This window comes from Sphingomonas sp. 3P27F8, assembly GCF_005502745.1.
Classification (GTDB): domain Bacteria; phylum Pseudomonadota; class Alphaproteobacteria; order Sphingomonadales; family Sphingomonadaceae; genus Sphingomonas.
In genome coordinates this window covers 15533-37324 of the sequence record NZ_SCNL01000006.1, presented here as the reverse complement: position 1 = coordinate 37324, position 21792 = coordinate 15533, and the positions used below count along the sequence as shown (strand labels likewise).

20 protein-coding genes are annotated in these 21792 nt (G+C 66.3%); 9 read left to right on the top strand and 11 right to left on the bottom strand.

Annotation, left to right across the window (positions count from 1 at the left end; translation table 11 throughout):
* Positions 1-2: 2 nt before the first annotated feature.
* From FFS35_RS08670 to FFS35_RS08650, 5 genes are read right to left on the bottom strand one after another with little or no spacing between them, the layout of a single operon-like run.
* Complete coding sequence (locus FFS35_RS08670; protein WP_137786695.1) at positions 3-605, bottom strand: nucleotidyltransferase family protein; 603 nt, start codon at positions 603-605, stop codon at positions 3-5.
* A complete protein-coding gene (locus FFS35_RS08665) occupies positions 592-1515 on the bottom strand; it encodes an XdhC family protein (protein ID WP_137786694.1) in 924 nt (307 codons plus the stop codon). Before FFS35_RS08665 ends, FFS35_RS08670 begins: the two co-directional genes overlap by 14 nt.
* Positions 1515-3713: a xanthine dehydrogenase family protein molybdopterin-binding subunit gene (locus tag FFS35_RS08660; protein ID WP_137786693.1), complete on the bottom strand. Its 2199-nt coding sequence runs from the start codon at positions 3711-3713 to the stop codon at positions 1515-1517. Before FFS35_RS08660 ends, FFS35_RS08665 begins: the two co-directional genes overlap by 1 nt.
* Positions 3710-4678, bottom strand: a complete 969-nt coding sequence (locus FFS35_RS08655) for a xanthine dehydrogenase family protein subunit M (RefSeq protein ID WP_137786692.1) — start codon at positions 4676-4678, stop codon at positions 3710-3712. Before FFS35_RS08655 ends, FFS35_RS08660 begins: the two co-directional genes overlap by 4 nt.
* On the bottom strand, positions 4675-5190 hold the full coding sequence (locus FFS35_RS08650) for a 2Fe-2S iron-sulfur cluster-binding protein (protein ID WP_137786691.1): 516 nt from the start codon (positions 5188-5190) through the stop codon (positions 4675-4677). The genes FFS35_RS08655 and FFS35_RS08650 overlap by 4 nt, the downstream gene beginning before the upstream one ends.
* Positions 5191-5308: 118 nt before the next feature.
* Here FFS35_RS08650 and FFS35_RS08645 point away from each other — a divergent pair, with 118 nt between their 5' ends.
* Positions 5309-6301, top strand: a complete 993-nt coding sequence (locus FFS35_RS08645; protein ID WP_249341549.1) for a glycerophosphodiester phosphodiesterase — start codon at positions 5309-5311, stop codon at positions 6299-6301.
* Positions 6298-6555 carry a hypothetical protein gene (locus tag FFS35_RS08640; protein WP_249341538.1) on the top strand — a complete coding sequence of 86 codons (258 nt, stop codon included), beginning with the start codon at positions 6298-6300 and terminating at the stop codon, positions 6553-6555. The genes FFS35_RS08645 and FFS35_RS08640 overlap by 4 nt, the downstream gene beginning before the upstream one ends.
* A 102-nt stretch (positions 6556-6657) precedes the next feature.
* Here the strand turns inward: FFS35_RS08640 and lpdA are convergent, their stop codons facing one another.
* The 3 genes from lpdA to pgi all read right to left on the bottom strand — a co-directional run bounded on the left by lpdA (position 6658) and on the right by pgi (position 11064).
* On the bottom strand, positions 6658-8052 hold the full coding sequence (gene lpdA, locus FFS35_RS08635; RefSeq protein WP_137786690.1) for a dihydrolipoyl dehydrogenase: 1395 nt from the start codon (positions 8050-8052) through the stop codon (positions 6658-6660).
* 73 nt (positions 8053-8125) lie between these two features.
* On the bottom strand, positions 8126-9475 hold the full coding sequence (gorA, locus tag FFS35_RS08630; RefSeq protein ID WP_137786689.1) for a glutathione-disulfide reductase: 1350 nt from the start codon (positions 9473-9475) through the stop codon (positions 8126-8128).
* Between the two features lie 95 nt (positions 9476-9570).
* Complete coding sequence (gene pgi, locus FFS35_RS08625) at positions 9571-11064, bottom strand: glucose-6-phosphate isomerase (RefSeq protein WP_137786688.1); 1494 nt, start codon at positions 11062-11064, stop codon at positions 9571-9573.
* 110 nt (positions 11065-11174) lie between these two features.
* Between pgi and lepB the strand changes: the two genes are divergently transcribed.
* The 3 genes from lepB to era are packed head-to-tail and all read left to right on the top strand — an operon-like array spanning position 11175 to position 13605.
* The gene (lepB, locus tag FFS35_RS08620; protein WP_137786687.1) at positions 11175-12032 is read left to right on the top strand and encodes a signal peptidase I; all 858 of its coding nucleotides are present in this window, start codon (positions 11175-11177) and stop codon (positions 12030-12032) included.
* A 5-nt stretch (positions 12033-12037) separates the two neighbouring features.
* Positions 12038-12715 carry a ribonuclease III gene (gene rnc, locus FFS35_RS08615; protein WP_249341537.1) on the top strand — a complete coding sequence of 226 codons (678 nt, stop codon included), beginning with the start codon at positions 12038-12040 and terminating at the stop codon, positions 12713-12715.
* The gene (era, locus tag FFS35_RS08610; protein ID WP_137786686.1) at positions 12712-13605 is read left to right on the top strand and encodes a GTPase Era; all 894 of its coding nucleotides are present in this window, start codon (positions 12712-12714) and stop codon (positions 13603-13605) included. The genes rnc and era overlap by 4 nt, the downstream gene beginning before the upstream one ends.
* Here era and FFS35_RS08605 read toward each other — a convergent pair.
* Positions 13572-14294 carry an NAD-dependent deacylase gene (locus tag FFS35_RS08605; protein WP_137786685.1) on the bottom strand — a complete coding sequence of 241 codons (723 nt, stop codon included), beginning with the start codon at positions 14292-14294 and terminating at the stop codon, positions 13572-13574. The genes era and FFS35_RS08605 overlap by 34 nt on opposite strands.
* Before the next feature lie 93 nt (positions 14295-14387).
* On the opposite strand from FFS35_RS08605, the gene FFS35_RS08600 reads away from it, so the two are divergent.
* Positions 14388-16355, top strand: coding sequence for a S9 family peptidase (locus FFS35_RS08600; protein ID WP_137786684.1), 1968 nt, complete (start codon positions 14388-14390; stop codon positions 16353-16355).
* A gap of 60 nt (positions 16356-16415) precedes the next feature.
* On the opposite strand, the gene rpsD is transcribed toward FFS35_RS08600, so the two are convergent.
* On the bottom strand, positions 16416-17030 hold the full coding sequence (gene rpsD / locus FFS35_RS08595) for a 30S ribosomal protein S4 (protein WP_137786683.1): 615 nt from the start codon (positions 17028-17030) through the stop codon (positions 16416-16418).
* Positions 17031-17283: 253 nt separating this feature from the next.
* Here rpsD and FFS35_RS08590 point away from each other — a divergent pair, with 253 nt between their 5' ends.
* From FFS35_RS08590 to FFS35_RS08580, 3 genes are read left to right on the top strand one after another with little or no spacing between them, the layout of a single operon-like run.
* Positions 17284-17583 (top strand): chorismate mutase, encoded by a 300-nt coding sequence (locus FFS35_RS08590; protein WP_137786682.1) that lies wholly within the window; start codon positions 17284-17286, stop codon positions 17581-17583.
* A gap of 55 nt (positions 17584-17638) precedes the next feature.
* Positions 17639-20101: a DegT/DnrJ/EryC1/StrS family aminotransferase gene (locus FFS35_RS08585; protein WP_137786681.1), complete on the top strand. Its 2463-nt coding sequence runs from the start codon at positions 17639-17641 to the stop codon at positions 20099-20101.
* Positions 20098-21153: a glycosyltransferase family A protein gene (locus FFS35_RS08580; protein WP_137786680.1), complete on the top strand. Its 1056-nt coding sequence runs from the start codon at positions 20098-20100 to the stop codon at positions 21151-21153. The genes FFS35_RS08585 and FFS35_RS08580 overlap by 4 nt, the downstream gene beginning before the upstream one ends.
* Here the strand turns inward: FFS35_RS08580 and FFS35_RS08575 are convergent.
* Positions 21135-21767, bottom strand: a complete 633-nt coding sequence (locus FFS35_RS08575) for a murein L,D-transpeptidase catalytic domain family protein (RefSeq protein ID WP_137786679.1) — start codon at positions 21765-21767, stop codon at positions 21135-21137. The genes FFS35_RS08580 and FFS35_RS08575 overlap by 19 nt on opposite strands.
* Positions 21768-21792 lie beyond the last annotated feature (25 nt).

Sequence of the window (21792 nt, the reverse complement as noted above, 5' to 3'; positions counted from 1 at the left end):
TCCTACGGTCGCCGGGCGTCGGGAGAACTAACCAGCGCGCGGAGGTTCTCGAGCTCTTCCGGTGTATCCACGTCGATAAGTTCATGTTCGTTGGTGACGACATGGACACCGGCGCGGATCATGTCGCGCGCGCCCTGGTCGCCGGTGATGCGCAGCACTTCGTCGAAACGATCGCAGCCGAACAGGACCGGGGGCAAGGGATATCGCCCGTTGCTTGAGGCGACGACCGCGTCCGTCCCGCCCGCCGCGTCGAACAGGCGATAAATATGCGTCGCAGTGACGCGCGGCATATCCGCAAGCGCTATTACTACTGCCTCCGCCCCATGCTCCTTAGCCATCTCCACGCCAAGACGGACCGACGACGCCATGTCCCGATCGGGATCTTCGTTGTGGATTACGGTGAAGTTGTGTTCGGAAAAATCGATCTTGCAGCCATCGACGATCGCGATACGCTCCATGAACGGCATGTCTTCCAGTGTCACCGCGACATGCAGGCCAAGCGGGCGCGAAAGAAAAAGCTCGTCCAGCTTGCTACCGACATCGCCGAACCGTTCTGACTTCCCGGCTGCAAGCAGCACAAGCACGGATTTCTCAACCTCGATCATTGAAACGTCCTATTATCGCAGCGGCAATGGAAAGCGCGATTTCCGATGGGCCGATCGCGCCGATATCCAGCCCGACCGGCGCGTCGATGCGATCGAGTGCCTCTTCGCTTGCACCCGCTGCGGCGAGCCGATCGCGCCGGGCGGCATGGCTGCGCCGGCTGCCGAGCGCGCCGACATAGCCGGCTCCTGCTTCAAGCGCGGCGATCAGCGCTGGATCGTCAATCTTGGGATCGTGGCTGAGTGTCACCACGGCGGTTGCCGGGCCTGGGCGATAGGCCGCGATCGCTTCGTCAGGCCACCGATCATCCAATGTCGTGCCGGGGAAGCGTTCATCGGTAAGAAAGCGGCCGCGCGGGTCTATCACGACCGTTTCGATGCCGAGTGTTCGCGACAGCCCGACGAGAGACTGCGCGATCTGCACCGCACCGACGATCAGCAGGCGACGTGGCGGATCATAGCGGTTGAGGAAAACGTCGCCGCCGGTCATCGTCCCCGGGCAGCTGCGTCCGTTGGCAAGGTTCGTCGTGACGTCGAGCGGCTGCCCCGCAACGCGCGCGTTGCGGATGCTCTCGAACAGTTCAGGCGGAAAGCCCGCTTCGGACACTGGCTGCACCATCACCGCGATCTCGCCACCACATGGTAAACCGACCTCCCACGCCGTCGCATCCGCGACGCCATAGCGCCTCAGTTCGAACGGCGCGCCGGCGATCACCCTTGCGGCGGCATCAAGAATATCACCCTCGACGCAGCCGCCGGATACCGATCCCTCGAACCGGCCGTCAGCATGGACGAGCATGTGGCTCCCGCGCGGGCGCGGTGCGGAGCCCCAGGTGGATACCACTGTAGCGATTGCCATCGGCGCGCCTTTCCACGCTTCGGCGGCGGCAATTACGGAATCATTATCGGCCATCAGATTGGCGGAAGCCCCAGCAGGAGTTTGTCAGGTGTGATCGGAAAATCACGAACGCGAACGCCGCATGCGTCGAAAACCGCATTGGCTACCGCCGCGCCCGCGCCCGAGATGCCAAGCTCGCCGATCCCCTTCGCCCCGAGCGGATTAGCGTGCCGATCGATCTCCTCGACGAAATAGCATTCGATCTGCGGCACATCGGCGTTGGCGGGGATGTGGTATTCACCGAAATCGCGATTGACGATTGCGCCGGTGCGTGGATCGATATGCACCTCCTCGTGCAGAGCATAGCCGAGGCCCCAGATCATGCCGCCAATTCCCTGGCTGCGCGCGGTCTTGTGATTGAGGATGCGGCCACAGTCAAAGACGCCGAGCATTCGCTTGACGCGCACTTCGCCGGTCACCGCATTTACCCACGCCTCGCAGAATTGCGCGCCGTGAGTGGCCTGCGAGAAGCGGCGGTTATTGGCGCCGGGGTGGATCGTCCCGATCGCGGCGATCGGCGTGTCGCCGACCAACTCGGCATGCGGGACGCGGCGGTTCCCGGCGATGGCATGGCCGTCCTTCAGCGTCACGTCCTCGCTCTTGGCGCCCATTGCCTTGGCGAGCTTTTCCGCAATTTCCTCACACGCCAGCGCGACGGATGAGGACGCGGAAGCAGCGCCGAACGACCCGCCCGAGCCTGCCGCAACGGGAAATTCACTGTCGCCCAGCCGAACGTCGATGTGGTCCATCGGCAAGCCAAGAGCCTCGCCCGCGACCTGAGCGAGGATCGTGTACGTTCCGGTGCCGAGATCCGTCATGTCCGTTTCGATCACCGCGCGCCCTTCCGGCGTGAGCGTCACCCTCGCGCTGGAATCGGCAAGGAAATTGACCCGGGCGGCCGTGGCGACGCCGTGGCCGACGAGCCATTCGCCTTCGCTCCGCCGCTCGCGCTTGCCCCAGCCAAAGCGGCGCGCGCCTTCATCGAAGCAGTCGATCAGCCGACGCGAGGAGAATGGCTTGCCCGAAGTAGGATCGTTCTCCGGCTCGTTGCGGCGGCGCAACTCGATCGGATCAAGGCCAAGTTCGCGTGCCAGTTCATCCATCGCGCATTCCAGCGCGATCATCCCGACCGCTTCGCCAGGCGCGCGGACTGGGCCGTGCGCTACAAGGTTCACCGGCGCGATGCGTGTCGTAAAGCTGCGATGCTCACCATCATAAAGCGCCACCGCGCCGAGCGGCACCGGCTCGAACGATGTCGCGCCCACCTTCTGGCTGACCAGGCTGTCCTGCCCATAGCCGAGCAGACGGCCGTCTGCATCGGCGGCGAGGCGGATGCGCTGATAGGTATCCGAGCGCCCGTAGCAGGCATGGAAGATCTGTTGTCGTGCCAGCGCGACTTTGACCGGGCGGCCGAGCCGCTTGGCCGCGACTGCGGCGAGTATTGCATCGGCGCTAACGTTTTTTCCGCCAAAGCCGCCACCGATGAATGGTGAGATCAGGCGAATATCGTCGGGCGAGATGCCAAGCGATTTGGCCAACACGGGACGCGCTTGACGAAATATCTGCATCGAACACCGCATCGTCAGCTTGTCATCGTGCCATTCGGCGATCGCGCCGTGCGGTTCCATTGCGGCATGAACCTGACGCGGGGTGGAATAATCCACGTCGATAGCCACGGCGGCGTCACGCATCGCCTGGTCGAGATCCCCCTTCACAATGTTAGGCAGAAGTGCGCCGGACGGCGGATCGAACGCGTCTGGCTCGCCATCCTTCGTCAGAAAAACTCCCTGCTCTGGCGAACTCGACACCACAACCGCGCGGGCGGCGGCGCGCGCCTGTTCCAGGCTTTCGGCAACGGCGAGGCCGATCACCTCGCCCCAGCTGTCGATCGTACCGTCGTAGCGCTGCGCCTGATCCTGTCCGAATACCGGCGTCTGACGAGGGAGCGCGTCGTCGCCGGCGTAGATCGCGATTACGCCGGGCAGCCCCTCTGCTGCCTTCGTGTCGATCGCTGTGATCCTGCCCCGGCCAATCGGCGCGGTGATCGCGACGCCCCATGCCATGCGATCGACCTGATGCTCAAGCGCATAGGTGGCGCCGCCTGTTACCTTCACCGGCCCGTCAATTCGGTCTAGCGGCTTGCCCAATATGTTCTGCACCCCGCGATCGAGCGCGAGGCCGGGGTGGGCTTCATCCATCCTGTAGTCGGTCATGCTGTCAAATCCCTGAGGGCGGCGATCAGCACGCGCCGGGCCAGGGGGATCTTGAAATCATTGTGGCCAAATCCACGCGCATCTTTCAGCAAGACATCGGCTGCGTTGACGAAATTCTCGGCAGTCGGCGGCTTGCCGATCAACGCGGATTCGACCGCCGCGTCACGCCACGGGCACGGGGCGACACCGCCGAAAGCGAGCGCGGCATGCGCGATCCGGCCATCGCTCACCTTCACGACCGCCGCCAGCGAGACGAGTGCGAAGGCATAAGAGGCGCGATCGCGCACCTTGCGATACAACTGCTTCGCGTCCTCCACCGGTGGCGGCAAGTCGACATGGGTGATCAGTTCGCCAGGTTGCAGCAAAGTTTCTACCTCCGGCGTATTGCCGGGAAGGCGATAGAAATCGGCGATAGGCAGCCGGCGGCGCTCGCCGCCCGGTGTCCGCGTTACGATCACGGCGTTCAGCGCGCGCATGGCCACCGGCATATCGCCGGGGTGGGTGGCGATGCATGCCGCGCTCGTGCCCAGAACGGCATGGATCCGGTTGAAGCCCTCGCGCCCGTCACAGCCAGATCCAGGTGCGCGTTTGTTGCAGGGGGTGGTGGTGTCGTAGAAGTAATAGCAGCGGGTGCGCTGGAGGAGGTTGCCGCCGGTCGTCGCCTTGTTGCGAAGCTGGGCGGAGGCGCCGGCCAGCAACGCGCGGCTCAACACCTCGTACCGCGCGATCACGCGCGGATCGGCGGCGAGATCGCTGTTCGTGACCAAGGCCCCGATCGTGAGGCCCCCATCATCGCGATCCTCGATCCTGGCGAGATCGAGGCGGCTGATATCGATCAGGCGCTCCGGCGTTTCCACCTCCAGCCGCATCAGATCGATGAGGTTCGTGCCGCCGGCGATGAAGCGGCCGCCGGCCGCCACCGCCTGCTCCGGGCTTTCCGCGCGAGCATAGTCGAACGTCCTCACGCCGCATGCTCCCTTTCGATCGAAGCCGCGTGCACCTCACGGATCGCATCGACGATATTGGGATAGGCCGAACAGCGGCACAGATTGCCGCTCATCCGCTCCGATATCTCGTCATCGTCGAGCACCGGGCCGGAGAGATCGCCGGAGACGTGGCTTGGCCAGCCGCGCGCCACCTCGTCGAGCATCCCCACCGCCGAGCAGATCTGCCCCGGAGTGCAATATCCGCACTGATAGCCATCATGCCGGATGAAGGCGGCCTGCAACGGATGAAGATTGTCGATCGTGCCAATGCCCTCGATCGTCGTAATGTCATCATCCTGATGCATGACGGCGAGCGTGAGACACGCATTGATCCGCCGCCCGTCGACCAGCACCGTGCACGCCCCGCACTGGCCATGGTCACATCCCTTCTTGCTGCCCGTAAGCCCGAGATGCTCGCGCAGCAGATCGAGCAGCGAGGTGCGGATATCGACGTCCGCCTCGTATCTCGCTCCGTTGATCGTAAAGTGCATGGCTCGCTCTCCATTGGCAGACAGGATAACGCGGGTGACTGGGTTGGTGTCCGTGCGAATGACTTTCATCCCGCTGGCGTTGCTGGCGTCCGCGTGCGGAACCGGGCAGGATCGCCCGATGCCCGAGTCGGCCGCGCCGCTATCCGATCCTATCGTCATCGCGCATCGCGGCGCCAGTGGCGAGCGTCCCGAACATACGATCGGCTCCTATGAGCGCGCGATCGAGGAGGGGGCGGATTTCATCGAGCCCGATCTGGTGCCGACGAAGGACGACGTGCTCGTCGCCCGCCACGAGAACGAGATATCCGAAACCACCGACGTGGCGGATCACCCGGAGTTCGCGGCGCGCAAGACGACCAAGACGATCGACGGGCAGAAGCTGACCGGCTGGTTCGTCGAGGATTTCACGCTCGCCGAGCTGAAGACGCTGCGCGCTAAGGAGCGCCTGCCGCTGCTGCGCCCCGACAACCGGCAATATGACGGGAAATACGATATCCCGACGCTCGCCGAGATCATCGCGCTGGCGAAAAAGCATCACGTGGGCATCTATCCCGAGACGAAGCACCCGACCTATTTCGCCGCGATCGGCCACCCGACCGATGAGCGGCTGGTGCGCCAGTTGCAGGCGGCAGGATGGAATGACGCCGCCGCGCCGGTGTTCATCCAGTCGTTCGAGATCGAGAACCTGAAGCGCATCCACAAGCTGACCGGCATCCGGCTGATCCAGCTTGTCGACAAGGAAGGCGGCCCCGCCGATAGCGCCGCGCCGAGCTATGCGGCGATGCTGACGCCGGAGGGGATGCGGGACATCGCCAGCTATGCGTTCGGGATCGGGCCGAACAAGGCGATGGTATGGGACGGGCAGGTGCCAACCGGGCTGGTGCGCGCGGCGCATGCGGCGGGGCTGCGCGTTCATCCGTGGACGTATCGCGCCGAGAATTATTTCCTGCCGTCGGCGTATCGCGACGGGCTGAACCCGCGCGGGCATGGCGATCTCGACGGGGAGATCGCCGCCGCGCTGCATCGCGGACTGGACGGCTTCTTCACCGATTTCCCGGCGATCGGCGTGGCCGCGCGCAACCGCGTGCGGGAGGAGAAGCGCCTACGATGAGGCGCACCGGCGCGGCGATGATGGCGGCATTCGCACTGATCGGCGCGGGCGGCTGTGTCCGCACCGTCACCACCGTCGCCACCGCGCCGGTGAAGGCAGTCGGCAAGGTGGTGGACTGGAGCACGACCAGCCCGTCCGAGCGCGATCGCAACTATGTGCGCGCGATGCGCAAGCGCGACGCGCGTTGCCGCAAGCATCCCGAGCGGGCGGAGTGTGCGCAGCAAAGCGGCTACCCGCCGTCGCAGCCGCAATAGCGGGATGACGACGCGTCGTGCGCCGTAACGCGGGCTGACATTAACGCCGGCGGCACGACAAGCATGTGCCGCCGGGTGATCCCCACAACCCTCCGCTGGCGATCAGATGTGAATCGGCTTTCCGCGTACCGCCATCGCCGCTTCCTTGATCGCCTCGCTATGCGTCGGATGCGCGTGGCAGGTGTAGGCGATATCCTCGCTGGTCGCGCCGAATTCCATCGCCTGCGCGGCCTGCGCGATCATCGTGCCCGCGACGCTGGCGATGCACCACACCCCGAGCACCCGATCGGTCCTGGCGTCCGCCACGATCTTCACGAAGCCGTCCGGCTCGTGATTGGTCTTGGCGCGGCTGTTCGCCATCATCGGGAACTTGCCGACCTTCACCTCGCCGCGCTCCTTCGCCGCTTCCTCGGTCAGGCCAACACCCGCGATCTCGGGCCAGGTATAGACGACCGAGGGGATCACATCGTGGTTCACGATACCGTGCTGGCCGGCGATATTCTCGGCCACGGCGATGCCCTCATCCTCGGCCTTGTGGGCGAGCATCGGGCCGGGGATGACATCGCCGATCGCCCACACGCCCGCCACCTTGGTGCGGAAATCGTGATCGGTCTCGATCTGGCCGCGCTGGTTGGGGGCGAGGCCGATCGCATCGAGGCCGAGGCCGTCGGTGTTCGGCTTGCGCCCGATCGACACGAGCACGCAATCCGCCGCGATCGTGGTCGCCTCGCCACCGGCGGCGGGCTCCAGCGTCAGCGTGGCCGTGTCGCCGGAGACGGTCACGCCGGTCACCTTGGTGCCGAGCTTGAACTCGATGCCCTGCTTCCTGAAGATCTTGTTGGCTTCCTTGCGCACCTCGCCGTCGAAGCCGGGCAGGATCTGGTCGAGGAACTCGACGCACGTCACCTTCGCGCCCAGCCGCCGCCAGACCGAGCCAAGCTCCAGCCCGATCACGCCGCCGCCGATCACCACCATATGCTCGGGCACCCTGGGCAGCTCGAGCGCCCCGGTCGAATCGACCACGACCTTCTGGTCGATCGTCACGCCCGGCAGCGGGGTGACCGACGAGCCGGTGGCGATGACGATGTTCTTCGCGGTGACGGTCTGATCGCCGACCTTCACCTTGTGCGCATCCTCGAACGCGGCGCGGCCCTTGAGCCAGGTGACCTTGTTCTTCTTGAACAGGAATTCGATGCCGCCGGTAAGCTGCTTCACGGCATCCCGGCGCTGCGCATGCATCGTATCGAGATCAAGCTCCGGCGTCACCTTGATGCCGAGCTTGGCCATCGCGCCATTGGCGGCCGCATCGAAATACTCGCTGGCGTGCAGCATCGCCTTGGACGGGATGCAGCCCACGTTGAGGCAGGTGCCGCCCAGCGTCTCGCGCGATTCCGCGCATGCCGTTTTCAGCCCGAGCTGCGCCGCGCGGATCGCCGCGACATAGCCGCCGGGGCCAGCGCCGATCACCAGCACGTCATAATCGAATTCGTCAGCCATCGCTCGCTCGCTTCTCGCTACGGGTTTTGCGATGCGACATAGCCCCTGGAGGGGATGAGACAACCCCGCGGCGTCATTTCAGCAGCACCAGCTCCTCCGCCATCGTGGGATGGAGCGCGACCGTCGCGTCGAACTGCGCCTTCGTCAGCCCGGCCTTCACCGCGACCGCCGCCGCCTGGATGATCTCCGCCACGTCCGGCCCGATCATGTGGATGCCGACGACGCGCCCGGTGTCGCCATCGCAGATCATCTTGTAGAGCGCGCGCTCGTCCCGCCCGGCGAGCACATTCTTCATCGGCCGGAAATCGGACGAATAGACTTTCACGGACCCAAGCTTCGTCCGCGCGTCCGCCTCGGTCATCCCGACCCCGGCGATCGGCGGGTGGCTGAAGCAGGCGTTGGGCACATTGTCATATTCCACCGCCGCGCCCCCGCCGCCGAACATGTTGTCGGCGAACGCCTGCCCCTCGCGGATCGCGACGGGCGTGAGCTGGATGCGGTTGGTGACATCGCCGACCGCGTAGATCGACGGACAGGTGGTGCGGCTGTGGTCGTCCACCTTCACCGCGTTCTTCTCGTCCAGCGCGACGCCGACGTTCTCCAGCCCCAGCCCCTCGACGTTCGGCACGCGCCCGGTGGCGAACATCACGCAATCCACGGTCACCGGCTCATGGCCGCCCATATGGACGGTGAGGCAGCCGTCCTCGCCCTTGACGATCTTCTCGAACTTCGCATCGAAGCGGAATTCCATGCCCTTCATCATGCTGATCTGGAGCAGCCGGTCGCGAATCTGCTGATCGTAGCCGCGCAGGATTTCCTTGGTGCGGTTCATGACGATCACGTGCGCGCCGAGCTGGTGGAAGATCCCGGCGAACTCGTTCGCGATATAGCCCGCGCCCGCGATCAGCACGCGCTTCGGGATCGCCTCGAGGTGGAACGCCTCGTTCGAGGTGATGCCGTGCTCGTGGCCGGGACAGTCGGGCACATGCGGCCGCGCGCCGGTGGCGATCAGGATCGTCCTGGCGGTTTTCTTCGTGCCGTCGGCGAGCGTCACCTCGTTCGGGCCGGTGATGGTGGCGCGCTGGTGAATGATCTCCGCGCCGTTCGATTCGAGCGTACTGGTGTAGGCGCCGTTGATCCGATCCACCTCCTCCAGCACATTCGCCTGCAGCGTCTTCCAGTCGAACGCGCATTCGGACGGCACCTGCCAGCCAAAGCGGCGCGCGTCCTTCAGATCCTCGGCGAAATGCGCGCCATAGACGAGCAGCTTCTTGGGGACGCAGCCGCGGATGACGCAGGTGCCGCCGACGCGATATTCCTCCGCCACCGCAACCTTCGCGCCATGCGCCGCCGCCACCCGGCTCGCGCGGGTTCCGCCGGAGCCGGCGCCGATCGTGAACAGGTCATAGTCGTAATCGGCCATCAATCTCACTCCGCGCGATGCTTGCCGCCGCAATATGGGGAGGAAGCGCCGCGCGGAAGGGCGGAAATGCCGATCACTGTGACGCGCGGGGCCGTTCAGCCCAGCCCGGCACGCTTGATGAGGTCGTCGGTCGAAGGATCGAAATCCCCGCCGCCCTTCGCGGCCGCCTTCGCCATCTCCTTGCCCAGTTCCACCCCGAACTGATCGAAGGAGTTGATGCCGAGCAGGACGCCGTTCACGAACACGCGATGCTCGTAGAATGCGATCAGCGCGCCCAATGTGCGCGCGTCGAGCTGATCGAGCAACACGGTGGAGGAGGGCCGGTCGCCGGGATAGGCACGGGCCGGATCGTCAGGATTCTCCTTGCCCTTCATCAGCGCCGCGCCCTGCGCGAAGGCGTTGAGCAGCAACTGACGGTGATGTTCCTCGGGCAAGGTATCGCCCGGTTCGATGACGCAGAGAAATTCGACCGGCACGAGATGCGTGCCCTGATGCAGCAGCTGGAACACCGCATGCTGCGCGTCCGTGCCGACCCCGCCCCAGGTGATCGCGGCGGTGGGGCCGGCGACGGGCTTTCCGTCCATCGTCACGCCCTTGCCGTTCGATTCCATCTCGAGCTGCTGGAGATAGCTCGGAAGCAGCCGCAGCCGCTCGTCATAGGCGAAGGGCGCGCGCGTCTCGGCACGGCGGACCTGCGTGTAATAGAGATCCGCGAAGGCGGCGAGGGCGGGGGCGTTTTCGTGCAGCGCGGCGAGCCGGAAATGGCGATCCATTTCGGCCGCCCCCTCCAGCAGTTCCTCGAACTGATCCCAGCCCAGCTTCACCGCCGCCGGGAAGCCGATCGAGGACCACAGCGAATATCGCCCGCCGACGCCTTCGCCGAACGGCAGCACGCGGGTTTCGTCCACGCCCCATTCGATCGCCTTGTCGGGGCTGGCCGTCAGCGCGATGACGCGGCCATAGGGATCCTCGACATTATGCTCGGTCATCCAGCCGATCACGCTTTCGGCGTTCATCAGCGTCTCGGTGGTGGTGAACGTCTTGGAAGCGACCACCAGCAGCGTCGCCGCCGGATCGAAACGGTCGAACACATCCTCCAGCGCCATCCCGTCCACGTTCGAGACGATCGCCACGTCATAGCGATCCGAATCGCGCCCCAGCGAATCGACCAAGAGGTGCGGCCCCAGCGCCGATCCGCCGATGCCGACGTGAAGGATATGGCGAACCGGGCCGAATGCCTCCGCCTCGATCGCGTCGATCAGCGCCCGCATCCGCGCGTGATAGCCCCGCGCACGATTGACGCTCTCCGGGTTACCCTCGCCGCGCTCGGCGGTGTGCTCGACCGGGCGATCCTCCGTGACGTTGACATGCGCGCCGCCGAACATCGCCTCTCGCCTGCCGGCCAGATCGCTCGATTTCGCCAGTGCTTCGAAGGCGGCGACCATTTCCGCCGTCAGATGCGTCTTGGCGAAATCGAAGTGCATGCCCGCAACGTCGAGCGAAAAGCGTTTCAGTCGATCGGCGTCATCGGCGAACAATTGCGTCAGCCGTGCCTTCGGCAATGCCTCGATCGTGGACCAGTCCGCCATGTTTCACGTCTTTCTGTCTGTGCCGGGAAACGACCGAACAGCCGTTACCCCCGCATCGTTCCACACGCCAGCGGCTTGACGTCGGCGCGGGGTTGAGCGACGCCGCGCCTATGGCCGACCAGGACACCCCGCCCGACGATATCCCGCAGCCGATCGGCAAGGCGCCCGCCGCCGGATCGGTGGGGAAGAAATCCGAATCCGGCGATACGCTGCGCTTCCTCGTGAAGCTCGCGATCATCGTGTGGCTGTTCCGCAGCCTGCTGTTCGCGCCGTTCTCGATCCCGTCTGAATCCATGCTGCCGCGGCTGCTGATCGGCGACTATCTGTTCGTGTCGAAGTGGAATTACGGCTATTCGCGTTGGTCGCTGCCGTTCGGCTTCCCGCCGATCCCGGGGCGGCTGTTCGGCGGCACGCCGACGCGCGGCGATACCGTGGTGTTTCGCGGTCCGCCCGCGAACGACCACGACGTCATCAAGCGGGTGATCGGCCTGCCGGGCGATACGGTGCAGATGCGCGCGGGCCAGCTGATCCTGAACGGCCAGCCGGTGCCCAAGCAGCCGATCGCCGATTTCATCGTGCCGCTCACGCCCAATTACGGCGCCGACAAATGCCAGTCGCAATATCAGGACGTGGCGAACGGCCAGCCGGTATGCCGGTACAAGCGCTTCCGCGAAACGCTGCCGGGTGGCCGCTCCTATGAAGTGCTGGATATGGGGCAGACGATCGCCGACGACACCGAATTGTTCACGGTGCCCGCCGGACACGTCTTCCTGATGGGCGACAATCGCGACAATTCCGAAGACAGCCGGTTCAGCCAGGCATCGGGCGGCTTCGGCTACGTGCCGATGGAGAATATCGAGGGCAAGGCGCTGGTGATCTTCTGGTCCACCGACGGTTCGGCCAACTGGTTCCTGCCGTGGACGTGGTTCACCGCCGCGCGGCTCAACCGGATCGGGGGCGGTTTCTGACCGGCGTGACCCAGGATGCGGACCTTGCCGGGTGGATCGACGGCATTTTCGGGCACCGGCCGGCCGATCTCGCCGATTACGAACGTGCGCTGACGCACGGCAGCCGCTCCGGGGCGACATACGAACGGCTCGAGTTTCTCGGCGATCGCGTGCTCGGGCTGGTGATGGCGGAATGGCTGTATGAGCTGTTCCCCGCGGAGCCGGAGGGCGCGTTGTCCAAGCGCTACAACGCGCTGGTTACCGGCGCGGTCTGTGCCGAAGTGGCGCGCGGGCTGGCCGTGCCGGCGCGCTTGCGGCTGGGCAAGCAGGCGCGCGACGACGGCGCGAGCGACAGCGACAATGTGCTCGGCGATGTGATGGAGGCGTTGCTCGGCGCGCTCTATCGCGACGCCGGGCTGGACGTGGCGCGCGCCGCGATCCGCCGGCTGTGGGGGGACCGCATCAGCGCCGACGCCGCCGCGCCGCAGCACCCCAAATCCGCGTTGCAGGAATGGGCCGCCGCGCATCAGCGCAAGCCGCCGCTCTATGAGGTGGTCGAGCGTTCCGGCCCTGGCCATGCGCCGCGCTTCCTCGTGAAGGCGGCGATCCCCAAACTGGCCGAGGCGCTGGCCGACGGCGGCAGCAAGCAGGAGGCGGAAACCGCCGCCGCCCGCGCATTGCTCGAAATGGTGAGATCACGATGACCCAAAGCTGTGGCCTTGTCGCCGTCGTCGGCGCGCCCAACGCCGGCAAATCCACGCTCGTCAATGCGCTGGTAGGCCAGAAGGTCGCGATCGTCAGCCCCAAGGCGCAGACGACGCGCACCCGGCTGATGGGCGTCGCGATCGAGGGCGATACGCAATTGCTGCTGGTGGACACGCCGGGCATCTTCGATCCCAAGCGCCGGCTCGATCGCGCGATGGTCGCGGCGGCATGGGGCGGAACGGAGGGGGCCGACCTGCTCGCTTTCGTGGTCGATGCGAAGGGCGGCCTCGCCCCCAAGGTGGTGGAGATCGCCGAGCGGATCGCGGATCGCCCGGAGCCGCGTTTCCTGATCCTCAACAAGGTCGATCTGGCCGATAAACCGCGTCTCCTCCTCCACGCCGAGAAGCTCAACGCGATCGCGCCGTTCGCGGAAACCTTCTTCATCAGCGCCTCCACCGGCGATGGCGTGGCGGAGCTGAAGCGGGCGCTGGCGCGCGCGATGCCGGCGGGGCCGTGGCACTACCCCGAGGATCAGGTCTCGGACGCGACCGAGCGCGCGATGGCCGCCGAGGTGACGCGCGAGCAGCTTTACCTCCAGCTCCACGCCGAGCTTCCCTATGCCAGCACGATCGAGACGGAGAAGTTCCTCGATCGCGAGGACGGCTCGGCGGAGATCCACCAGCAGATTCTGGTCGAGCGCCCGACGCAGCGCGCGATCGTGCTTGGGAAGGGCGGCACGCGCATCCGCGAGATCGGTGCGAAGGCGCGTGCCGAACTGGCGGTGCTGCTCGATCGGCCGGTGCACCTTTACCTGCATGTGAAGGTGAAGCCCGGCTGGGATGAGGATCGCGGCGTCTATCGCGATATCGGGCTCGACTGGGTGGAGTGATCGCCAAGCAGCTCGTCCACCCATGCCGGCACCAGCTCGGATGCCGGGCCGAGCCGCGTCTCTGCGAACCAGGCGCTGCCCGCCGATGGTTCCAGGTTGAGCTCCAGCGTCTCGGCGCCGTGATAGCGCGCGGTCTGCACGAACCTCGCGGCCGGATAGACCGCACCCGATGTTCCGATCGAGACGAACAGGTCGCAATCCGACAGCGCCCGCTCGATCGCGTCCATATGATACGGCATCTCGCCGAAGAACACGATGTCGGGGCGAAGCATCGGCGCGGAGCATTCCTCGCACCGGCTGCCGGGCGGCAGATCGTCGCGCCAGCCGGTGCGCGCCCCACATGCCGCGCACAGCGCCGAGTTCAGTTCTCCGTGCATGTGAAGCATCCGGCGCGCGCCCGCGCGCTCGTGCAGGTCGTCGACATTCTGCGTGACGATCAGCAATTCGCCGCGCCATGCGCGATCGAGCCGGGCGAGTGCCCGATGCGCGGGATTGGGCGACACATGCGCCAACGCGGCCCGCCGCTCGTCATAGAAGCGATGCACCAGCGCGGCGTCTCCCGCCAGCGCCTCGGGCGTGCAGACATCCTCGACGCGGTGCCCCTCCCATAAGCCGCCGGGTCCGCGGAACGTGGCAAGGCCGGATTCCGCCGAAATGCCGGCGCCCGTGAGGATGACGAGTTTGAGCATGGCCTGTGTGTCCATCTGCGACTTGCGGCGAAATGTGCCACTTGCATCCGCCTTTCAAGGAGATAGCATGGCCTGGGGAAAAAGGGGGTATCGATGAACAGATTGGCTTTTGTCGCCATGTTGCTGGCAACCACGCCGGCGCTGGCGGAACCGACGCGCGAAGCCAAGGCCTTTGGCGCGCGGGAATATGTGGCCGACATCAGCCTTTCTCCCGATGGCAAGAAGATCGCGATCGTTCGGCCGCTCGGGAACCGCATGTCGATTGCAACGGTCGCGCAATTCGACGGGAAGCAGCCGCAACCGGTGTTGAAGAGCAGTGGCGAGCCCGAGCGGCTTCGCTGGTGCCAGTGGGCGAGCACGGAACGGCTCGTATGCAGTGTTTACGGTCTCGCGGGCGATTCCGGCTTTTTGCTCGGCTTTACCCGGCTGGCGAGCGTCAAGGATGACGGCACAGGTTATAAGATGATCACCGACCAGGGCGGCGTCAGGACACTTGGCCCCGTTCAGTTCGGCGGCGATTTGATCGATCTCACCGCAGACGGGAAACCGGGCTCGGTGCTGATGGCGCTCGGGTTCGTGCCCGAAGAGACGGTCGGCACGCGGCTCGCGAACCAGAAGGAGGGGCTTGGGGTCGTCGCGGTCGATATCAGCTCGCTTTCCCGGCGTATCGTCGAGCAGCCCAAGCCGCGTGTTGTTTCCTATATCAGCGATGGCGTTGGCAAAGTGCGCGTCATGGGCTCTCGGCCGGAGGCGGTGGACCGATATTCGGGCGATACGGTCAATTACTTCTACCGCCGCGCCGATCAGAAAACCTGGGAGCGGCTGAGCTCTTTCAAGGTCGATGGTTCGAGCGGCGCCGGTTTTCAGCCGATCGCCGTCGATCCGGCGACCAACGTCGTCTACGGGTTTGATAACGCGAGCGGGCGCCGCGCGCTCTACCGGGTTTCGCTTGATGGCAACATGACGCGGGAAATGCTCGTGGCGCGCCCGGATGTGGATGTCGATGAACTGATCCGGATAGGCCGGCAGCAAAGGGTGGTCGGCGCATCATGGGTCGTCGAGCATCGCGAGGCGGAATATTTCGATCCGGAATTGAAGAAACTGCGGGTCTCGCTTTCACGCGCCATTCCAAAGCTGCCGATGATCCGCTTTGTCGATGCCAGCTCGGACGAGAAGCTGCTCCTGTTGCACGCGAGCAGCGATAACGATCCCGGACGCTATTTCCTGTACGACAAAACCAACCGTCATCTCGAAGAGGTCGCCGCGTCGCGACCCGAACTGTCGGGGTTTACGCTCGCGACGGTGAAGCCCGTGAGCTACCGCGCTGCGGACGGCACGGTCATACCGGCCTATCTGACGTTGCCGCCGGGCAGTGACGGAAAGAACCTGCCGGCGATCGTCCTTCCGCATGGCGGTCCGGCGGCGCGAGACGAATGGGGCTTTGACTGGCTGGCGCAGTTTTTCGCCGCGCGCGGCTATGCGGTGCTGCAACCAAATTTCCGTGGATCGGCAGGCTATGGGCAAGCCTGGTTCGAGAAGAACGGCTTCCAATCCTGGCGCACCGCGATCGGCGACGTGAACGATGGCGGGCGCTGGTTGCAGCAGCAGGGCATTGCGGCACCTGGCAAGCTGGCAATCGTCGGCTGGTCGTACGGTGGCTATGCGGCGTTGCAGTCCGCGGTGCTGGACGGCGATCTTTTCAAGGCGATCGTCGCGATTGCCCCGGTCACCGATCTCGACAGCTTGCGTGAGGAATCACGGCGCTTCGTGAATTTCGTCCTGGTGGATCGGTTCATCGGCAACGGGCCCCACATTCGCGAGGGATCGCCAGCGCGCAATGCGGCGGCGATCAAAGCGCCGGTTCTGATGTTTCACGGGGATCGTGACGCTAATGTGGGCATCGCTGAATCGCGACTGATGGCAACCCGGCTGCGCGATGCGGGCAAGAAGGTCGAGCTGGTGGAGTTCAAGGGGCTGGATCACCAGCTCGACGATTCGAGCGCGCGGGCGGAGATGCTCGACAAGGCCGACAAATTCCTGCGCGCCTCGCTGGGCCTGTAGATACGAAAAGGGCGGCCCCGTCGCCGGAGCCGCCCTTTCGCTGGCCCAGGGGCCGATCGATCAGCGCGAGTAGAACTCGACGACCAGGTTCGGCTCCATCTTCACCGGATACGGCACTTCGTCCAGCGTCGGCACGCGGATGAAGGTGATCTTGGCGGCGCCGTCCTGCGCGACATAGTCCGGCACTTCGCGTTCGGCGAGGCCCTGCGCTTCGAGCACCAGCGCCATTTCCTGCGCCTTCTTGCCCAGCGTGATCTCGTCGTTGAGCGAGATGCGGCGCGACGCGATGTTGCACTTCACGCCGTTCACATAGACGTGACCGTGGCTGACGAGCTGGCGCGCGGCGAAGATCGTCGGCGCGAATTTCGCGCGATAGACGATCATGTCGAGACGGCGCTCGAGCAGGCCGATCAGGTTCTGCGAGGTATCGCCCTTCATCCGGGCGGCTTCGTCATAGCACTGGCGGAACTGCTTTTCCGTGACATCGCCATAATAGCCCTTCAGCTTCTGCTTGGCGCGGAGCTGCAGGCCGTAATCGGACATCTTGCCCTTGCGGCGCTGACCGTGCTGGCCGGGGCCGTATTCACGCTTGTTGACCGGGCTCTTCGGGCGACCCCAGATGTTTTCGCCCATCCGGCGGTCGAGTTTGTACTTGGCGCTGCTGCGCTTTGACATGATCTATCCTTCAATCTGCGAACGACGTTCATCCCGGTATCGCTCTACGCTTCACGAATGGAAACGCAGGGCCACCGCTTCACCGGGGATACGGGGCCGATTGCGAAGGCGCGCGCCTAGCGGGGGGCGGGGGCGAAGTCAAGGAGAGGCGCGTTCCGGCAGGTCGCAGCGACAGCGCGCACGGCGGGCGCGGCGCCGGTTCATCGCCACCGGCGGCTGGACAGCCCCGCGTTCCCCCGCCACAGCGGCCGTCATGACCATTCTTCCGGGACAGCAATGCGCAACCATGGCGGAGGTGCGCGCGGGTGTCGATCAGGTTGATCGCGAACTTGTCGCGCTGTTGCGCCGGCGCTTCGACTATATGGACGCCGCCGCGCGCATCAAACCGGAGCGCGGCGCGGTGCGCGACGAGGCACGCAAGGCGCAGGTGATCGCGAACGCCCGCGACGCCGCGATCTCCGCCGGCTTGCCGGGGGATACGATCGCGGCGCTGTGGGACGCGCTGGTCGAGGCATCGATCGCCTATGAGCTGGAAGCGTTCGACCGGCGCTAACCGCTCCTTAGGACGCGCTGATGCATGAGCGAGGCCGAAAGGATTCGCCCGTCTCATGCAGCGCCTGCCCCTGATCGTCCCCAATCCGCCGCGCCTCGGCGACTATAAGGATGCGCTCGAGCGGATCGAGGCATCCGGTATCTACAGCAATTTCGGCCCCGAGGCACGGCGCTTCGAGGGGCGCGCGGCGGAGCGGCTGTTCGGCGGCGAGGGCGCATGTCTTACCGTCGCGAATGCGACGCTGGGCCTGATGCTGGCGCTGAAGGATGCGGTGGGGGACGCGAATGGCCGCTATGCGGTGATGCCCGCGTTTACCTTTGCCGCGACCGCGCAGGCGGCGTGGTGGGCCGGGCTGACGCCCCTGGTGTGCGATATCGATCCCGATGACTGGACTGCCTGCGCGGCGGCGGAGGAGCGGCTGCTCCATCAGCATGGCGCGCGTATCGCGGCGCTGATGCCCTATGCGGCCTTCGGACGCGCGATCGATCTGGAGCGATACGCGTGGCTGGCCAAGCGCCACGACGTGAAGGTGGTGATCGATGCCGCCGCCTCGCTGGGCACCACCGACGCCGACGGGCGCGGGTTTGGCGCCGGCGCCCCGTTTCCGGTGGTGTTCTCGATGCACGCGACCAAGCCGTTCGCGGTCGCGGAAGGGGGGCTGATCCACTGCGGCGACCGCGACACGATCGAGCGGTTGCGGGTGATGGCCAATTTCGGTTTCGCGGGCGCACGGAGCGCCAGCGTGCCGGGGCTGAACGCGAAGCTGCCGGAAGTGCTTGCCGCGATCGCCAATGCGAAGCTCGATACGTTCGATGGCACTTGCGCGGCGCGCGATAAGATCGCGGCGGCCTATCGCAAGGCGATCGACGGGCGTTATGCGACGCAACCGGCGCCACGCGGCACGCAGGCGCTGGGCTTCTTCCAGTTGCTCCTGCCGCCCGGCGCGGATCGCGTTCGGGTCGCGAGGGCGCTGGATGCCGACGGGATCGGCGCCGGCCAGTATTTCAGCCCGCACATCGGGCAGCAGCCGTGGGTGCGGGAGGTGGCGATGATCGAGCCCACCCCGATCGCCGACGATGTCGCCGCGCGCATCCTGTCGTTGCCGCTCCACGATGCGATGACGATCGCGGATGTCGAGCGCGTGGTCGCGTCGCTGGATCGTGCCTGCGCGAGCCCGCGTATCGTCTCCTCCGGCGCGCCGGTTCTGATAGCCGAGACGCTGATCGTCGGGGGTGGCCCGGCGGGCACCGCGCTGCTCACCGCCGCCAGCAAGCGCGGCCTGCTCGCCACGCTCGCACCGGGCATGGTGCTGGTGGAGCGCGACATGGCGATCGGCGGGGGGCAGCTCGGGCGCTATGCGATTACTTCGGATTCAACCGCGCAGACCTTCCTCAGCGCGGTTGCCGACAATCCCTATCCGGCGATCGCTGCACTTGCCGAGCATCCGGCGGCGCGCGCGGTGGAGGCGTATCGCGACGCGCTGGGCGTGCCGCTCGCGGAAGTCGGCCCGCTGCTGCGTGTGACGGGGGATCGCCTCCACGATCTCGTCGGCAGACATGGCGGCACAGTATTGACCGGGCACGAGGTGATCGCGATCCGTCGCGATGACGATGGCCTGTGGCGCGCGCGCGTCCGCGATGTGGCGAGCGGCGCGGAGCATGAGCGGATCGCGCGCAACGTGGTGATCGCGACGGGCGGGCACCAGCCGCTCGACCGGCTGGTCGCGCAGAGCGTCGCGGGAGCACCGTTGCCAGCCCTGGCGCATCACCGCCTCGTGCAATCCGACGACGTGCTCTCCACCGGCGGGTTCGAGAAGATCGCCGACCTGCTCGGCGACAAGCGCGCACCGCGCATCGCGGTGATCGGCGGCTCGACCAGCGCGCTCACCACGGTTGCGCTGCTGCTGAAGCGACAGCCGGCGCTGCCGCTTGGCGCAGGTGCGATCACGCTGCTGCACCGCCGCCCGCTGCGCCCGTTCTTCCACTCGGTCGAGGCGGCGGAGGCGGAGGGGTTCACCGATTTCGGGCCGGACGATATCTGCCCCGTCTCGGGCTTCGTCTATCGCCTCGCCGGTTTCCGCCTGGAGGCGCGCGAGCTGGTGTTGCGGATGCTGCGCGTCGACGGGCGCGAACCCGACCCGCGCGTCACGGTGATGCGGATCGGCGATGACGAGGCACGCGCGCGCGAGGTGATCGCGAGCGCCGATCTCGCCATCGCGGCGCTCGGCTATCGCCCGCGCGCGCTGGCGGTGGAGCGGCGGGATGGAACGCCGCTGCGGCTGGCTGCGGAGGAAGGGCGGCCGATGGTCGATCGCCATTGCCGCGTGGTGGATGCCGGCGGCACGGCGATTCCCGGCCTTTTCGGCATCGGGCTGGCGGCGGGCTTCGTGCCGTGGGGGAAGCTGGGCGGGGAATCCAGCTTCGTCGGGCAGGCCAACGGCCTGTGGCTGTGGCAGAACGACGTGGGCATGATGATCGTGGATCAGTTGCTGGCGGGCAGGGACCGCCGCGCCGCGTGAACGCGCCCACCGTCAGCGTCATCATGGCGGCGTATAACGGCGCCGCGCTGATCGGGGAGACGCTGGAGAGCCTCGCCGCCCAGACGCTGGGCGATTTCGAGGCGATCGTCGTCGATGACTGTTCTACCGACGACACGCTCGCAATGCTGCGCGCATGGCCGGATGCGCGCGTCCGCGTGATCGCGCTGGCGGAAAATGGTGGCCCGGTCCGCGCCCGCAACCGCGCCTTCGCCGAGGCACGCGGACGCTATGTCGCGGCGCTGGATCAGGACGATCTGTGCCGCCCGGAACGCTTCGCACGGCAGGTCGCCTATCTGGACGCGCATCCCGAGGTGGCGCTCGTCGGCAGCGATACGGCGGTGCTGAGAGACGGCGCGATCCGCGCGCCGCGTCACCCGGCCAATACCACGGCGCGGCTGACGGAATGGTTGCTGCGGATCGAGAATCCGCTTGTCTGGTCATCGGTGATGATCCGCGCCCAGATCGCGCGCGGGCTGGAGCCGTTCACCCGGCCCGAACTGCTCTATGCCGAGGACTTCGACCTCTATCACCGGATCGCGCGGCTGGGCCGGGTGGCGCGGATCGATGCCGATCTGCTGATCTATCGCCAGCATGGCGGCGGCGCCTCGCAGCGCTTCGTCGATACGATGAGCGCCAGTGCGACACGCGTGCTGGCGGATTCCTATGCCGAGCTGTTCGGTGATGGCGCGCACGACGCCGCCGCGCTGGTCGTGTCCAATCTGATGGGCCGCGCGCCCCCGCCGGATCGAGCAACGCTTCGCCGGCTGGGTGAAGTGATGGTCGCGCTGCAACAGGATTTCCTGGCGCGCCATGCGTGCGACGCGCAGGATATCCGCCTGATCCGCTGGGAAACGGCGCGGCGGTGGGCGGCGGTGGCGCGCGCGGGCCTGCGCGCGGGATCGTTGACTTTGGGCGACGCGCTGAGCGTGCGGCCGCCGCATCTTGGGCTTGGCTATGCCGGGTTCGAGGAGCTGGTCGTCTCCCGCTTCGTCGGCGGCGTGCGGCGGCTGCGTCAGACCTTCGCGGCGTAGATCATCCGGCCGGGGCCGAGCCGCTCGAACACCTCGGCAAGCTCATTCTCGCCCACGGCGAAGCATCCCTGGCTGCGCCCGAGCATCCCGCGCGCCCGGATCATCTCCGCATTGGCATACCATGCCCCATGCACGACGATCGCGCGGACGAGCGCATTGTCGTTGGTGGGGTCAAGCCCGATCAGCCGCTGTGACCGGCCGTGCTTCCCGTTATAATAATCGGTGGCGAGAAAAGCGCCCTCTGAGGATGCGTTCGAGCCGCCCTCATTCGAAAAGCGGTGCACGAAGCCGGTATGCGCCGGATCTGACCCGCTGCCATGCGCCACAAGCTTCGAAATGGTGGCGCCGCTGGCGATATCGACAAAATGGAAGCGTGGCTGGGCGGAAGGGGCGTTGAAATCGACGATTGCGATCCTGTCGCGCTGCACCCGGTCGCCGTGGCGCTCTAGCGCGGCCAGCGCGCGGCGCATCAGTTCAGGCCTCACCGCGCGGGGCGCGGCGAACGGCGTCGACGCGGCGAGCGCGCCTTTTGGCAGGACGGCCCCGATTGCCGCAAGGCCACCGGCTTTCAGCAATCCGCGACGTGACTGCATCGCGCGGTCGATAAAGTTCATCGCTCGGTCAAATCCCCATGCCCGC